The organism is Mojavia sp. (assembly GCF_059505145.1).
The window spans coordinates 1-15,687 of sequence record NZ_JCACKA010000087.1; the positions used below are offsets into that span (position 1 = coordinate 1).

Consider the following 15,687-nt stretch of genomic DNA (forward strand, 5'->3'; position numbering starts at 1 on the left):
TTCCCCGACTCCCTCAGTGGCGTGGCTTTAGACGTTCCCCCCTTTTTTAAGGGGGGTTAGGGGGGATCAGGGTTTCAGACTTCAGTGCGTAAGTCCTAAAGATTATTTCTTGAGACAAGCTGGGGGGAGAAGAGTTACTGTAAATAAGTTTTCTCTTCCGCTGCTCCCCGTTGTCCGTTAAAAGTTCCCTCTTAAATTTATTCCTGGCTGCAACTGTCAACCACAGGCTTAACCTTGAGCATTAAGGCAGAATAAACCCATACTTCTGAAGTACAGCCTTGGCTTGGCTACCAGTTAAAAACTGGGCAAACTCCTTGGCAGCACTAGCATTTTTGCTACTTTTTACCACAGCTAGCGGATAAATAATTGCTGAGTGGTATTTTTCGTCAGATGCAACGACGATTTTTACCTTGTTGGAGATTTTGGCATCAGTGGCGTAAACTAAACCTGCATCAGCGTTGCCACTTTCTACAGAGGCCAAAACTTGACGTACATTGTTAGCGTAGACCAATTTCGACTTGACCTGTGGTAAAAGTTTCAACTGCTGAAGTACTTGTTCGCCATATTGTCCTGCGGGTACACTTCTGGGTTCACCAATGGCGATTTTTTTGATACTCGCGTCTCTTAAGTTGTAGAAGCTGTTAATACCTACAGCATTCTTAGGTACAATCAAGACTAGACGATTCTTGGCCAAAATGGTACGAGTACCTGGAAGCAGAAGCCCTTTTCCCTCTAATGCATCCACTTGCTTTTTAGCAGCAGAAACAAAGATATCTGCGGGCGCACCTTGCTCAATCTGTTGCTGCAATGCACCAGAAGCCCCAAAGTTATAATTAATATTGACGTTTGGCTTACTTTGTTGGTAAAGAAGTTTAATTTCTTCTAATGCATCTTTTAAGCTAGCGGCAGCAGACACGAGTAGGTTGGTATTAGATTGTGCTATTACTGGGGGGTCAAGCTTCGGCAAAGTAACTGTTAGTAGCAAGCTAGCAATTGCCGTACCAATCAAAGCTAGGATTCGTCTTCTGTTCATAGAAAAACTGCACTCAGAAAATTTATTGCAGAGAATTGACGCTTGGTAGAATCGTACCAAGATAAACACATTTATACCAAATAAATTGGTAATTTTATGCCAAGAAAAGAACAAGGTTGGGTCACATTTCAAACGTCGGAAGAAGAACGCAAGATTCTAGAAGAGTTCTGCCAGCAGTCTCAGCGCACCAAAACCGAGATTCTACGAGAACTTGTACGTGGTCTGAATCAGGACTCCTCACCACCGCTATCATTACCAACCAAGCAGGAAAAAAGGGAAGACATCTATACTCAAAAGCCTATAGAGGAGTCCGAAATAATGACTCACAGAATACCCCTAAAGGTTAGCTCACGTAATATCCTCAAAGGAGTCGTCAAACGAGTGATTACCGGGGCTGTTAATAGCGAAGTGACTCTAGAGATTGTGCATAAAGTTGAGTTAACTTCAATGATTACTAGAACCTCAGCAGAGGAGTTGGGATTATCTGAGGGTAAAGAAGCCTATGCAGTTATAAAATCCAACGATATAGTAATCGCTATGGATTAAAGATAGATTTTGTTCAATAGAAGCATGAATAGAATTAGGATAAGCTCTGCACAAGAAAAGGTTTGTCCCTTAAATTAACCATATCCTTGCGTTATCTTGCCAGAAAACCTGATTTTAGCGTAGTTGTCTACTCAGGGAAACTTTACATGAGATGAATACACGACCAAGGTATTATCTCAGTGCTTAACTGCATTAAAATTTCTTAATATTCAAAGTATTGTGCTTGATTTTAATTAGGCGATCGCTATTATCTTGTCATTAAAAGCACCCACAATTCACCGAAAATCGCTGATAGCAACGCCAAGGCAAATATCAACTAAAAGCGTATTAACTTACCAGCTTCTCCTCCGGCTTTACAAATTTATATTCAGTGGAGCTAAAACTGGCGGGGGAGTCGTAAGCTACACCTCTGATACTTTATATGAGGAGGTAGCTTTTATTGCTTCTCACTTCCATTGGTCACAAAATGATATTTTAAATTTAGAATATAAAACCCGTCAGCACTGGGTAGTAGAAATTAATAAAATTAACGAAAAATTAATATGAAAGTAAAAGTTAACTACTTACCAACACTAAATGAAGTTAACGAACTTGACCTAACATTAGCAACTACACCGAAGGGAGAATGTATGGTAGGCCGTTCTCCTGATTCCGATTTAGTTTTGGATAGCCCTGATGTCAGTCGGATACATGGCAAGTTCTTTGTTCAAAGTAGAAATTATTATTTCTGTGACCTTGGCAGTAGAAATGGCTCAATAATTAACGGTAAACTGGTTGAAAAAAATATACCAGTCATTTTGAAGGATAAAGACGTTATCCGCATTGGTGATTACGTTTTAACAGTAGAAGAAATTACTTCTTTGGCGGCAGAATTACCAGAGACAGTATTTAGGGTTATAGATCCTTCGCTATTTTCTGGTAAGCGAACAACTGAAAATGTCAACAATATTAATGTTGTTAATCAAACACCAGAAGTATTTAACCAAATTCCAGAGCAATTTAGTCAAACTAAAGACGAGGTAGAAACCCCAGAAGTTGTGAATGTTGTCTCCCCAAATTTAGAAGAGGCAATCAATGCGCTAGAAGACAGTATTCAAAATCTTCAAACAACAAGCGAAGTTGTAGAAGAAGATAGTTTCGTGCAACCAGATGATTTAATCAGTCCGTCGCCAGAAGTGATGAGTGTAGCACCAGAAGCCGCCAATGAGGAAAGTATATATTTGAACACGCCAGTGGTAGAAGAATATACCTTCGTGCAACCAAATGATTTAATCAACCCGTCGCCAGAAGTGATGAGTGTAGCACCAGAAGCCGCTAATGAGGAAAGTATATATTTGAACACGCCAGTGGCAGAAGAATTTAGCTTGGTGCAACCAGATGATTCAATTAGTCCATCGCCAGAAGCCGCCAATGAGGAAAGTATATATTTAAATACGCCAGTGGTAGAAGAAGATACCTTCGTGCAACCAAATGATTTAATCAGCCCGTCGCCAGAAGCGATGAGTACAGCACCAGAAGCCGCTAATGAGGAAAGTATATATTTGAATACACCAGTAGCAGAAGAATTTAGCTTGGTGCAACCAGATTATTTAATCAGCCCAATACCAGAAGCTGTCAGTGATGAAGATATAGATTTAGATTCAGAAATTTGGCAGGAATTCACTACCGTTCAGCCACGTGATATGATTGGGCGATCGCCCGCAGAATTGAGCGAAACTCCAGAAGCTGTCAGTGATGAAGATATAGATTTAGATTTACCAGTTCAGCAAGAATTCACTATCGTGCAGCCACGGGATATAGTGAGTCAGCTATCTGAGGTAACAAGCCAAGTTCCAGATGAAGATATAGATTTAGAAATTCTGCAAGATTACACTATCGTTCAGGCGCGTGATGTGGTGAACGAAGTACCAGCATTTGTTAGCAACGAAGTTAAAGCAGATATTGCAGAGGTTGAAGCGCCGGAAGACGCTAGTGAAGTGACTCTAGAAGATACGAACATTGAACTAAGTGATACAGTTAGCCAACCGACTGAGGTCAGCGAAGTTGTTGACTTGAAAATAACTAATGTAGAAATAGTTGAACCAGTTGCAGAAGCAGCTAGTGTGTCTGAAATTGGGAATCAAACATCTGTAGAATTTAGTCAATTTCTTGAAGAAACATTAATTGATTTAAGCACTAGCGACACAGAAGACATTAGTGTAATTGCTGGCGATTTAGAAGCTCTAGCTTTAGAAATCACAGCAGCAGAATTAGATGCCATATATACTCCAGAAAACACAGAACTAGAATTTTTAAATGTACCTGAAATAGCAATTTCCGCACCTGAGTCAAGCGGTGAAGTTCCTGAGTTAACTAGCCAAACTCTTGAAGAAGTTTCTGAAACAGCACAACTTAGTGACATTGCAGAAGTAACTGTAAGTGAGCCTCACCCAATGCTCACTCAAAAAAACATAGTCCTTATAGCTCACGAAACTAAAAAAACAGAACTTGCTGAGTTTGTTAATCAGCATCAAGAGTTTTTCTCACAAAGTCACACAGTTACTTGGCCATCTATTAGCGAAGTATTACGTCAACAAACAGGTATAACTATCACTCAGCAAATCCCAGCAGCTACATCTGGAGGATATCAAACAATTAATTCATTAGTTAACTCAGGTGATATTTTAGCAGTTATTTTCTTGAGAGACTTTCTAGTATCTCAGCATGGGCAGCCAAATGAAGAAGCACTGTTGAGAAGCTGCAACATTAACCAAGTTCTACTAGCAACTAATGTACCAACAGCAGAAGCAATTATCTATTATATTCAACACGCATTAGTGTAGTAATAAATTATCTCTATGATGCAATGAGGTGTGAGGCTGCTATGGCGATCGCACTTACAGCATTTTTCAGCTAAATGAAGTACACGGGTAGGGGAGCCACTCCGTTCGGCCGCCAGACTTGTAGACACCCTCCGGGTGTCTTCCCGCAGGGTAGGAAGTGGCGTTGCACAACGCCCGTTGTGCCCTTTATAATCTGTGGAAAGGAAAGAGTTTGTTTAGAGAAAGAATGAGCGATCGCCTCTTTCACATTAAACAAGAATAACGTAATAAAAACGGCAGTCGCTCATAGAGAGCGGCTGCCTTGAATAAACTTCGTACCCCTTCAGGGATGACGGCTACTGTTAACTGAACCTTATTGACAAAACCCTTTATACAACTGCGAACTTAGCCTGGACAGTCATATCGTTGAAGTCCAGGTCACCACCACCATATAAATCCTCAAAGCCAAAGGTATTAGCCCCTAGCAAGCGGATGTGATCTACTTTGTCTGAGTTCCCTTGTATAAAAGGAAGGTAAACCTTACTAAAATCATCGTTGAGAGTAGCAGGATTAGCATTAGCAATTAAGAAAGGAGCATAGAGAGATCCTCCCTTCAAAGTATCTTCAAAGGTAGCTTGACCAAATTTTGCGACGCTTAAATTAACTCCAGGCTCACGCTGTTGGACTGCTAGCTGTGTATAACCTGCATCTGTTGGTTTCAATTGATTGCCCGTTACAGGATCAGTAATAGTTCCTTGTGCATCTTGAACCTTGTAGAAACCAACAAAGTTATTATAGGCAGCTTCACGATTCACGGTGAAAGTGACTTTAACATCTTTACCAGTGTAGGGTTCTAAGTTGAGTAATTCTCCGTCATCAGTATTGCTAGATGGGAGTATGACGAAATCTTTAGCCGACAATTCAGCGTACAAAACGCCCGTTACATTTGCTAAAGAAATTTCTTTACCATCAAGTGTAGCGATGATGCTGGTGCTACGAATATCGCCAAAGGCAGGCAGTAGTTTCAAGTCGTCAAAACTAGATATACCGTTGATACCGCTAATCTTAATCTTGTCAACACCAAGTTGAAAGTCCACAATTGTGTTTTGCGTATCTACTAACGGTAGTAGACCGAAATAGGTTGGTTGTCTAGGATCATTCACTGTATCAGGTAATTTACCATCAGCAATCCAGAACTGATCAGCCCCAGCACCACCATAGAGAAGATTATTGCCGCCACTGGCAATTTTGAGTGTATCGTTTCCTCCTTTCCCAAGCACTTTAGTCTTGCTACCAGCAACGAGAGAATCTTGAGTCTCGCTGCCTTCAATCAGGGTGTAACCCCTATCATCAGGGATGATTGGCTTAATCTCTTCTGGTATCACTGAGACTGCCAATGACTTGACTGCGGTTGCTCCAAAGTTACCAATTGAATATTTAGTTCCAGGTGCAATAGTGACAAAAGTATTCGGTTCAACAAGCCTAACTTCATCACCAATTTTGAAAGATAATTGTCCTTCTTTTACATAGAAAGCTTCATAGTTATCACTTTCAACCTGGTCAACAAAATCATTAGTATTGTAAGCAATTTGACCACGAATCTCGCCTGTCGGATGACCTTTCGTATCAACCTCAAAATAGAAGCCACTCTCTTGCCCCGGTAAGCCACTATTTTTAAGAAAATTACTTAGAGCATCTGGAATTTTTTCCTCTTTTTCATCCCAGATGCCTTTAATAGTGGCAGAGCCATCCTTATCCAACCGGATATTGAAATCATCTTTATCATGATGTTTGAGATCGAAAATAGTAAACACTTCTGAATCATTGCTGCCCCGTTTACCTGAATGGATCTCGATAGAGGTGACATCATCTAACTCATTATTAGGAGTTTGGAAATGGCCAGAGTTTGATAATAGTCCAAAGTCCAAACCTTTAACTGTCAAGCTATAGTTAACATCACCATTATTTTTTAATTCCACATTGGCAACGCCAGTTGCCTGCGATTTAGTAGGAGCCACCACTTGTTTGCCATTTAAGTTGGCTTGAACAAATGTATCTGTAGCTTGGGGTTGTAGGGAAAACTGATTGTACGAAAGTCGATTGTTGCTTAAATTATCTGTTGACTCTTCAAAGCTAGTTAAAGAAGTGTACTCGATTCCAAAAGGCCCAGTAAATTTCGGTCTTTCGCTAGCATTCCAAATGCTAAAACCTTCTACCCCAGCTACCTGGGCTTTTATCTTCTCCTTTAGCCCTTGAGGTGCGTCATCTGGCAGTACCAAGACATATTTAGGAGTACCTGCTGGCGGTTGATACCCAGGAAATGCAGCGCCTTGAGGAAATGATGGGCCGCGGTAAGCAGTTCGCAATGCAAATTCTATAAATCCAGGGGTAAATCCTCCTTGTGGTGGAGGCGGGATCGGGTTATTCCTATTTTCGACTGGTTCGCCTGCATATTCAAATAAGTAATCTAGTCCGCCAGGAGTCGTAATCGAAAGAATTCTTGCCCCTGGATTGTCCCCCGATGTGGCTGCTGTAGAGTCAATGTTTTTAAAACCATGTGGTCTCAATCTTGGCCCAAAAACCAAAGTTCCGGTAGGCACTCCTTCTAAGACAAATTCTTGTGGGCTTCCTGTAATCCCAGCTTCGTTACCTAAGAAGAAATTTACTTTACCTTCTGCAACATAAAATGCCTCGTGTTCGTAATTGTGAATATGTGGTACTGGCCCACCTCCTGGTGGAACGAAGAAGTCGAAGGCATTAAAAACAAAATTTGTCTCTTTCGATGTTGTCAAAAAGGTATAGAGATCACCGGAACTATAGAAGGCTGGACGTTCATTTAATGGAGCATCTTGGGTTGCAATCAGGTAATCATCAATAACTGGAAGGTCTTGGATACTGAGAAAGTCAGCATCTGTTTCAGTATCGTGGTCATGAGTGTGATCTGAATAATCTAATTGCCCTGAAGAAGTGGGTGGCAAAGTATTAATTGGATGTGTCATATAAGACTATCTCCTTGAGTAATACTGCTATTTAATATGTATGTGTTTGACAAGTTAAAAAAGTCACAAAAAAGGCTAAGACTGAAATTGGAATTAAAAAAATGGCAGTCTCAGCGATACAAACAATTGCGTCGCGCTTCAACCTGACACAAATTTTTTGCGATACCAATGATTTCTTACAATAATGGGAAGGATTGTAACAACAAGGAAACTTGTTGCAAAAATTTTTAGTCAATGTTGCATACATTCACAGAAGCACATGAGTGAGATGATAACAATCATGATTGCATTTCACGGTGTTGAATACCATACATTTAAGACTTTTATAAGCTGTAAGGACTACCTCGCTGGCGTCAAGCATTTCTAAACTTGCTTAAACTCAACATAGTTTGTCGAGTTGACGCTCTTTTAGCAGCACTTTGATTTGTTGCGGAAAATTGATAGGAGTATCTTGGGGATAATGCTGAAGAGAATCTACAACTAAGGTATAGTTATATGTTTCTGGTAAAGCTTCAATAGGAATTTGAAACCCAAATGTGATTTCGTCGCTACTCTGTTGGGGGCGATCGCTAAACTTTCTCTCGGAGAACTAGACCATCCGGTGACATTTTGAAATTCTTCATCAAAGCAAAAGACAAGTCTATAACAGCACTCTGATTACCTTGGTTGATGACATAATATCACAAGTAATTTGCCGGACATCATATAAGCCTTATTCTTGATACATGAAATCTCACCATACATGATACAACTTGGGTAAATTTTTCTGGTCATTTGAATTGTTACCAGATTGCCACTGAGGATATAAGTAGGCAACCACTACTAAAGTTAGCCCAACTGTCAAGACTACCCCAAGAATTTGCCAAAAATGTTGAGGAAGTTTGCGAGCTTGCTGCCCATTCTTCCTTTGTTGAAAAATTTTACCCTCTACCGCTGGTTGTTCAGATGGATGATGTATAGCTCGTGGCTGATACAATGTGCCATCCGCTGCTGGTTGTTCAGATGGATGATGTATAGGTCGTGGCTGATACAATGTGCCATCTGCGTTGCTGACTTCAGCATAATTCAGAGGTGAAGTAGCAACTAAATTTTGATTATTGCTTTGATTGGGCACAGGATGTGCTTGCAATGGTCGAGGTATGGTTTCGTGATTTGAACCCTGATTTTGCAAAGGGCGTGGTTGCATGAGAGTACCTTCAGGTTGGCTTTGCTCAACAGGATTTAGTGGTCGAATAATAGTCTCATCTTCAGGTTGGCTTTGCTCAACAGGATTTAGTGGTCGAGGAATCGTTTCGTGATTTGAACCTTGATTGTGTAACGGTTGAGGGCGTAAAATAGTCTCATCTTCAGGTTGACATTGTGCAATTGGCTGTAGCGATCGCCCAATTGTTTCTTGATTGGACAACGTTTGCACAGGAGGGATTGTTTCCTCCAGTTCCCCTTGCTCAATCGGTGTCAATGGCCGAGGAGTAATTTCGTATGCAACTATTTTGTCTAAAGTTTGACTTGTGACAATAGACTGTTCATACTCGACAGCAGCCTGCAATGCTTGATCAAGTTCTTCTACTGTTGCAAAGCGATTCTGGGGATTTTTTTGCAGACATTTAAGCACTACAGCTTCTAGTTCACTAGATAAATGCTCACAACCAGGTTGCGATCGCAGTGGTTTAGGAGGCTCATAAGCATGGGCTAATACCCAAGAGGCTTCACTGATATTATTAGGTTTGACGCATAAACCAAAGGGATCTGTCGCACTCAGCATTTCATAGAGGATAATCCCTAAGCTGTAAATATCTGCTCTACCATCTATATTTTTATCGCTTTTGATTTGCTCAGGCGCAGCATAGCGAAATGTGCCGATAAATGTAATAGTCAAACTGGTATGCTCGGATTCACTCCGAATTTTGGCAACACCAAAATCCAAAATCTTCACCCACTCTCCTAAATCTGTAGGCACAAGAAAAATATTGTCAGGTTTTAAATCACGATGAATCACCTGAATATGCTCATTACTTTGACCTCCATCTCGTTGGAGGATCACTCCTTGGTGAGCCACATGTAAAGTTTTACAAACTTGAGTGATGATACTTGCAGTTCGCTCAACAGATAATCGCTTCTCACGCAGCAGCAATTGACGTAACGTTTGCCCACGCAGATACTCCATTACATAGAATGGATAGCCTTCAGACGTTACTCCACAATCACTAATCTTAACAATGTGGTCACTTTGTAGAGCTGCACAAACTGCTACCTCGCGCTCAAAGCGCTTTCTCATCTCTGCTGATGCTACCAGCGTATCTTTCAATAACTTTAATGCTACTTTATGACCTACACGGGTATCAGTTGCTAGGAATACTTCCCCCATGCCACCCCCACCTAACCGTTTGTCTAAACGGTATCGCTGGTTATCACCTATAAAGCGACCTTGCCAAGAGTTAGAAGAAGGTGGGGATTGCATTTGATGGAACCCATCCTAATGACTTTAAGGTTTTAGCTTATAACCAAAAATAGTAATAATACGGCAGTCTTTTGTTAGCCACCTAATATTAAATATTAGTGATTTATATTACTGTGATTTATTTATCTATTTCAGCTTAACATATTAGTAACTTCACCTAATGGTAACGATTTAATAAAAATACTTAATAAATGCTTAAAAGCACGGCTTAAGATAGTTCCAATTTATCCCTAATGTTAAATTTAACTGAATTCGAGTGAGTTTTGTTAATGTGATTCTTTAATACCCTGATGGTTATATGCTGGAATCTCCATTGACAGACTCGAATTCATTTTTCTTTTGCTTTTTGTAGAGTTTTATTCAATCTACCAATAGATAGTTGACAAATTGCCAATATAAGAACCCTATCTTTACTAGTTGTATTGGTAGCGATCGCTACCCAGGATTAATGGTAATCGCTAGTAGCACAGCGAAACCCCGCGAAAAGCTGACGCACACTGGGATAATACCAGTTGCGAAAACTAGGACGCAGTACCCAAGGACGAGTTGCCCAACTACCGCCTTTTAAAACCCGATGCTTTTGGTCAAAATAAACTTGCGAGTAACCTATATAAGGATAACTTTGGAATCCTTGATAGCCATCAAACCAAGAAGCCGTCCACTCCCAGACGTTTCCTAAAGTGTCATATAAACCATAGACACTTTGTCCGCCAGGATAAGCATTAACTGGTGTAGTTTGACCGAAGAGGCGATCGCCCGTATGAAGACACGCTTGTTCTGGAAGAACAGACTTCCTCAAAGCTCCGCTTTGAGGCAACCGCACTCCGTGCGGTTGGGCAACAGGGCGCGCTACGCGATCGCAGTTACAATTTTCAACTAAAACTGTTGCGGTGACATCCCAACTAGCTGCTTTTTCCCACTCAGCTTCTGTCGGTAAACGCTTACCAACAAATCGTGAGTAAGCTTCGGCTTCGTACCAACTAACACCACAAACTGGGTGATTATCCCAGGCGCGATCGCCTTGCCAATAAAGCGGTTGTGTTACCTGCTCAGTTTGCAACCATTCCCACCCAGCTTTTGACCACCAACGAGAATTTTGGTAACCGCCTGCATCCATAAATGCCCGATACTGCCTACAAGTCACAGGATAGCGGTCTATCCAATAAGTATCTAAATATACTTGGTGTGCAGGAGATTCGTTATCCAAAGCATCAATAGAATTGCTCCCTTGCTCAAATTCGCCTGCTGGAATTTGAATCATCTCTTCAAAATCAAGGGATGCTTGGCTTTGTTCATCAGTGCAAAGCGACTTCTTATCCGATATTGAGATTTTTGCTAATTCCAACACCATGCAAATAATCTCGCAGTGTTGGCTTTCGTGCTGAATCAAAAAGCGCCACAGACGTTCATTTTGCTCAACATCAGCGGTTTCTAAAAAATCCAGCGCTTTCTCTCTAACGGTATCCAAGTAATAACGGATTTCTTTCAACTCAGGTAATTGCACACGCTTTGCTTTAGGTAAACCATCAGCCGCAAACAGCTGACGGTATTGCGGAAACAAACATGGCAAGCCTGCACTGCGTTCTAACAGCCACAAAGACTCAATGTAAGCAATATGTCCTAAGTGCCAGCCAACAGGACTAAAATCAGGATGCGGTTGACTACAAAACGTAGCCTTGTCCATACCCTCGAACAGCGCCAGAGTTGTAGAACGACATTCAACGAAAGCGCGAATTATAGCCTCTTTGACACTAGATTTGCTCAAATTGGATATCACAGTCTTCTCCTACACTGATGATGCTATTTTCTTGGCAAGCGATCCAATTACCAGTAAATAATGGTTCGGATGCAATAATTACTGATTTGGGAAAAGTTGGATCATCGCGTAGCCAGTAAAGAGATGGAGCAGGCGTTTGTGTACTAAAGCGAGAAGCAATCAGACGATTTCCGTCACTGATTACCATGTTTGCGGAAACAGAGGTTTGATATTCCTTTGCTAATTCCGACAAATTAAGTAACGTTATGTATAAAGCCTGCTCTATAGTTTTGCCGGGGTTAGATTCCAAGTGATGAAGCAGCAAAGCAAAGATGTGTTCAGAATCTGTACTTCCCTGGATAGATTGATAAATTTCATTGCTGAGGTGATTACGAATTGGTCTGTATAGCGTCTGTCGAAACTTCTCTATCCGTCCATTGTGGGTAAATAACAAACGCTGGTACTGAAATGGCTGAGAGTTACTAAAATCTAGAGCTTGACCAGCAGTAGCGCTACGAATATAGGCTAAGATACGCCCTGATTCAACATAACGGCTGAGACTTGGCAGATTTTGGTCATTCCAAATAGGCAAGATATTTTTGTAAATAAAGGGTTCGGTAGCTTTTTGCTGATCGTACCAACCCATACCAAAGCCATCAGCATTAACAACCCCAGAAATCATTTCGCGGGGTTGATAACTCTGCACAATCAGGGAGTGTTCTGGTGTGTACAGCAAATGTTCCAGAGAAATAGGCGAACCGAGGTAGGCAAGTAAACGACACATAATAAAAATCTTAACTTCCCTACTGATCATGAAACATCTCAAGAAAATCAGCCTCTGTAATCTTCATCGGCAATAAACTTCATAGCTACACGGTTCATGCAGTTGCGCTGACCCATGATTTTTCGTTTTCATGCTTAAGTACCATATTTTATGGGTGCAAAGACTAATTCGCGGTGCAATTTTCTGCAAGACCAAGGGCGATCGCGCTAATAACGCTATATATAAGATATGCTGCAAATCTCTCACAAAATTATCATCCCCGATAGCGAACTCGAAATTAGCGCGATTCGCTCACAAGGAGCAGGTGGTCAAAATGTAAATAAGGTTTCCACTGCTATCCATTTACGCTTTGACATTGAAGCTTCATCATTACCCACTTTCTATAAACAGCAACTTCTAAAACTGAACGACCGACGCATTACCCAAGAGGGAGTAATTGTCATCAAAGCTCAAGAACACCGCAGCCAGGAAAAAAACCGGGAGGAGGCTTTAGAACGGCTTAAACAACTGATCAAAAGTGCAGTTATACTGCCCCAAATACGTAAACCTACTAAACCAACTCGCAGCTCTCAAAAAAAACGCCTTGACAGTAAAACTAAGCGAGGGCAGATTAAATCCACCAGAAGACAGGTCATTGATTAAAATGCGATGCTACCAAAGAAGCTGCGCTATCGCGTTTAGATGAGCGTGGTGTTGTCAGGTAAATCATTGGATTTTGTAAGAATGAATAAACTGCCATCGCCTCCACGTCCAATTCTCAAGGTTTCATCTAAGTAAGTAATATCAAGGGTGGCAATTCTGCCAGTAGGATTATTAGCCGGAACAACTTTAAATGGATTGAGTTGGGGGGTACTAATGCCAATAATCTTCTCAATTGATAGGTAACGTTTGTCAAAATAGACATTGATACGCTTGTCTGGTACAGACGATGAATCAACTGTTGCAGGCTCAAAGCTAGCTGTGACTTTTACATATCCCGACAATAGCCCTAAAGAATGTTTAACTTTAGCTAAATTGAAAAATAGTTTATTAGCAACATTAATTACCTGATAGACTTTACCTACCTTTAATCCTAATGGCAGGGAAGCTAAAGAACGGATTTCTCTAGCAGTGGAGTATTGCAATTGCCAAGCTCCCTCCAGCAAAGAAATAGCATGAAGGAGAGGATTAGGATTAGGATTGACGCTTTCTAGTTGGGTCGTCAATTGTTCAATTTCTGCGGCTAAGATTTTATCTAGCTTTAAATTAGTAACAGGAGAGCCATCGTTATTGGTTTGAATCTCCTTAAGCAAGGCTTGTAATTTTTCCTTAAAGAAGAGTTGATTGTTCAAGGGTGTTTATTTTCCTGATAGCGTGTGGGTTTGATTAACCCCTATTTCATTGCTTTTTGGAGGTTAACTTTTTTATTGTCAAGCTAAAACTGCATTTTAGTTTTATACCTAATATTCCTTTCATCTCCCTTAAAAAAACGCTAATTCTGGGTGCTTTTTCACTGCTATTTATATTACAATTTTATTGGTAACTTTGTGCAGTGTGTGTCATCTTTTTTACCATTGAGAAAGATTTTTGGGTCAACTCATCCTCAATTTGATAGCGTGTTTGAAGACCTTGGCGCGGCTGGATATTATATTCGTGAGGCTGGTTCTCGTCTGGAATCAGCTATCAAAACTGTCCAAGGTGATGGAGAAGATGAAGTTGAATAAACCGATTAGTCAATCAGCTGCCTCATTTATGATTGCTTTTAACTAACTTGTAAAATGTAAACCGCAAAAAATACTTCCACCCTTATGACTGCAAAAATCCAGACAGAAAAAGACTGTTTTACTGCAAGCACTAATATAAGTATCAATCAAAAAACAGAAAACGAAAAAGTTCTATGTTCTCATTGTCAGCGCACAGCTACGAACGGTATTAAATGTAAAGGAATTTGTGTAGCTGATAATGACTATTAGCGATCGCTTTTAACAGAAGTACAATTAAGGGCGATCGCTCTCCTATGTTTCTTAGAGGAAAAGGCAATCCGGTATGGTACTGCGATCGCCTCAACCTCAACTATCTCCTTCTACGTTTTTTTGTTGAGAGTTTTGCAAGTGTTCCTATTAAAACAGGAATTCCAGAAATAATTAAAGATGGGATTAGAGCGTATGTTATCAAAGATATAGCAGTACTCAAAAGCAATAAAAACAACCTTCCAAACAACACCCAGCCGAAATCAGCACCCACCAAGGTATTGTTCCAGAAGACATACTTCTCATTGCTCGACCTCTCAGGGAAATCTAACCCATTGGGTTATAGACAAAGGGAATCCTCTCCTGATAAGTTGGTTTTTGATCGCCAGGAATCTCAATTCTGATTTTGTCTAAGTTGAAATTGCTGCGATCGCCAACAAAATTTTCAGGTTCGTCGTTATTGCTCATGGTTTATAGCAGATAATTTTAACTGCACCGTCAAGGCATAGCTAGACTATACAACTGCTAATTGGGCGATTTCGGATTCTGGTATCGACATAAAGGATTTCCCCCTCATAATGATTATTATTGTTTAGGTATGATTGTTGATTTTTTTGATTAATTTATTTCTTTGGAAGTCCCCGCTAGCTAGGTTTGCCACTCTAATTATTTTGCACATATATTAATCAATCACTCTTTAGTTATCAATTTAGTATGCCTTTAGTTCTCTAATTGATATACTGAATCTTTGCCTTTAGATAGACGAGTCATTAAGTTAACAGAGCTAACTTTTAAAAGGACATAGCAAAAACAAATTAAAGACTTCTGATTTAATTACAGTGTCAGAAGTGAAACAGCAGTTTGTTGAAAAAATAGCAAATTGTTTAGCGGTTTAGGATTATTTGAGATTCAAATCAAGGAGATAACAATGAACGAAAAATTAAGCTTATACAAAACGTTTGCTAGCCTCATAGGAGTTGCTAGTGTAACTGCTTTACTTAGCCTACCAGCATCCGCACTGCCCAATTCCACATCTAGTGGTATAAAAATTCGTGAAACGCTAAAAAATCATAGCTTATATTCCCAAGCTGGACAAACAACTGACGGTTCCGGCATAGGGGGCAATCAAAATCTCAACACTCCCGGTACCCAAAGAAATCAAAATTACAACACTCCCGGAAGTCAAGGTAATCAAAATCTCAACACTCCTGGAACAACTGGAGGAAATCAAAATTTCAACACTCCTGGAACCCAGAGGAACCAAAATTTCAACACTCCCGGAAGTCAAGGTAATCAAAATCTCAATACTCCTGGAACCCAGAGGAACCAAAATTTCAACACTCCCGGAAGTCAAGGTAATC

The 15,687-nt window shown here is 40.5% G+C and carries 14 protein-coding genes; 7 read left to right on the top strand and 7 right to left on the bottom strand.

Annotated features, from left to right (window positions below; translation table 11 throughout):
• Positions 1-241 precede the first annotated feature (241 nt).
• Positions 242-1,033: a molybdate ABC transporter substrate-binding protein gene (gene modA, locus AC5JL8_RS25500; protein ID WP_495882472.1), complete on the bottom strand. Its 792-nt coding sequence runs from the start codon at positions 1,031-1,033 to the stop codon at positions 242-244.
• A 96-nt stretch (positions 1,034-1,129) separates the two neighbouring features.
• On the opposite strand from modA, the gene AC5JL8_RS25505 reads away from it, so the two are divergent.
• The 3 genes from AC5JL8_RS25505 (at position 1,130) to AC5JL8_RS25515 (ending at position 4,401) form a co-directional block, all read left to right on the top strand.
• Complete coding sequence (locus AC5JL8_RS25505) at positions 1,130-1,579, top strand: TOBE domain-containing protein (RefSeq protein ID WP_495882473.1); 450 nt, start codon at positions 1,130-1,132, stop codon at positions 1,577-1,579.
• Positions 1,580-1,831: 252 nt separating this feature from the next.
• Positions 1,832-2,125 (top strand): DUF6760 family protein, encoded by a 294-nt coding sequence (locus AC5JL8_RS25510; protein ID WP_495882474.1) that lies wholly within the window; start codon positions 1,832-1,834, stop codon positions 2,123-2,125.
• Positions 2,122-4,401 carry an FHA domain-containing protein gene (locus AC5JL8_RS25515; protein ID WP_495882475.1) on the top strand — a complete coding sequence of 760 codons (2,280 nt, stop codon included), beginning with the start codon at positions 2,122-2,124 and terminating at the stop codon, positions 4,399-4,401. The genes AC5JL8_RS25510 and AC5JL8_RS25515 overlap by 4 nt, the downstream gene beginning before the upstream one ends.
• Positions 4,402-4,769: 368 nt before the next feature.
• Here the strand turns inward: AC5JL8_RS25515 and AC5JL8_RS25520 are convergent, their stop codons facing one another.
• The 4 genes from AC5JL8_RS25520 to egtC form a co-directional block, all read right to left on the bottom strand.
• On the bottom strand, positions 4,770-7,379 hold the full coding sequence (locus AC5JL8_RS25520) for a CHRD domain-containing protein (RefSeq protein WP_495882476.1): 2,610 nt from the start codon (positions 7,377-7,379) through the stop codon (positions 4,770-4,772).
• A 733-nt stretch (positions 7,380-8,112) separates the two neighbouring features.
• The gene (locus AC5JL8_RS25525; RefSeq protein WP_495882477.1) at positions 8,113-9,837 is read right to left on the bottom strand and encodes a serine/threonine protein kinase; all 1,725 of its coding nucleotides are present in this window, start codon (positions 9,835-9,837) and stop codon (positions 8,113-8,115) included.
• 445 nt (positions 9,838-10,282) lie between these two features.
• Complete coding sequence (gene egtB / locus AC5JL8_RS25530) at positions 10,283-11,614, bottom strand: ergothioneine biosynthesis protein EgtB (protein WP_495882478.1); 1,332 nt, start codon at positions 11,612-11,614, stop codon at positions 10,283-10,285.
• On the bottom strand, positions 11,589-12,377 hold the full coding sequence (gene egtC, locus AC5JL8_RS25535) for an ergothioneine biosynthesis protein EgtC (RefSeq protein ID WP_495882479.1): 789 nt from the start codon (positions 12,375-12,377) through the stop codon (positions 11,589-11,591). Before egtC ends, egtB begins: the two co-directional genes overlap by 26 nt.
• Before the next feature lie 228 nt (positions 12,378-12,605).
• On the opposite strand from egtC, the gene arfB reads away from it, so the two are divergent.
• Positions 12,606-13,019, top strand: coding sequence for an alternative ribosome rescue aminoacyl-tRNA hydrolase ArfB (gene arfB, locus AC5JL8_RS25540; protein WP_495882480.1), 414 nt, complete (start codon positions 12,606-12,608; stop codon positions 13,017-13,019).
• Positions 13,020-13,054: 35 nt separating this feature from the next.
• Here arfB and AC5JL8_RS25545 read toward each other — a convergent pair whose 3' ends face one another.
• Entirely contained in the window at positions 13,055-13,708 is a 654-nt protein-coding gene (locus tag AC5JL8_RS25545; RefSeq protein ID WP_495882481.1) for a PAP/fibrillin family protein, read from the bottom strand.
• A gap of 204 nt (positions 13,709-13,912) precedes the next feature.
• On the opposite strand from AC5JL8_RS25545, the gene AC5JL8_RS25550 reads away from it, so the two are divergent.
• Complete coding sequence (locus AC5JL8_RS25550) at positions 13,913-14,080, top strand: hypothetical protein (protein ID WP_495882482.1); 168 nt, start codon at positions 13,913-13,915, stop codon at positions 14,078-14,080.
• 84 nt (positions 14,081-14,164) lie between these two features.
• The gene (locus tag AC5JL8_RS25555; protein ID WP_495882483.1) at positions 14,165-14,329 is read left to right on the top strand and encodes a DUF8639 family protein; all 165 of its coding nucleotides are present in this window, start codon (positions 14,165-14,167) and stop codon (positions 14,327-14,329) included.
• 324 nt (positions 14,330-14,653) lie between these two features.
• Here the strand turns inward: AC5JL8_RS25555 and AC5JL8_RS25560 are convergent, their stop codons facing one another.
• Entirely contained in the window at positions 14,654-14,794 is a 141-nt protein-coding gene (locus AC5JL8_RS25560) for a hypothetical protein (protein WP_495882484.1), read from the bottom strand.
• Positions 14,795-15,254: 460 nt separating this feature from the next.
• Here AC5JL8_RS25560 and AC5JL8_RS25565 point away from each other — a divergent pair.
• The coding region (locus AC5JL8_RS25565) for a hypothetical protein (protein WP_495882485.1) at positions 15,255-15,687 on the top strand (433 nt) is incomplete at its 3' end.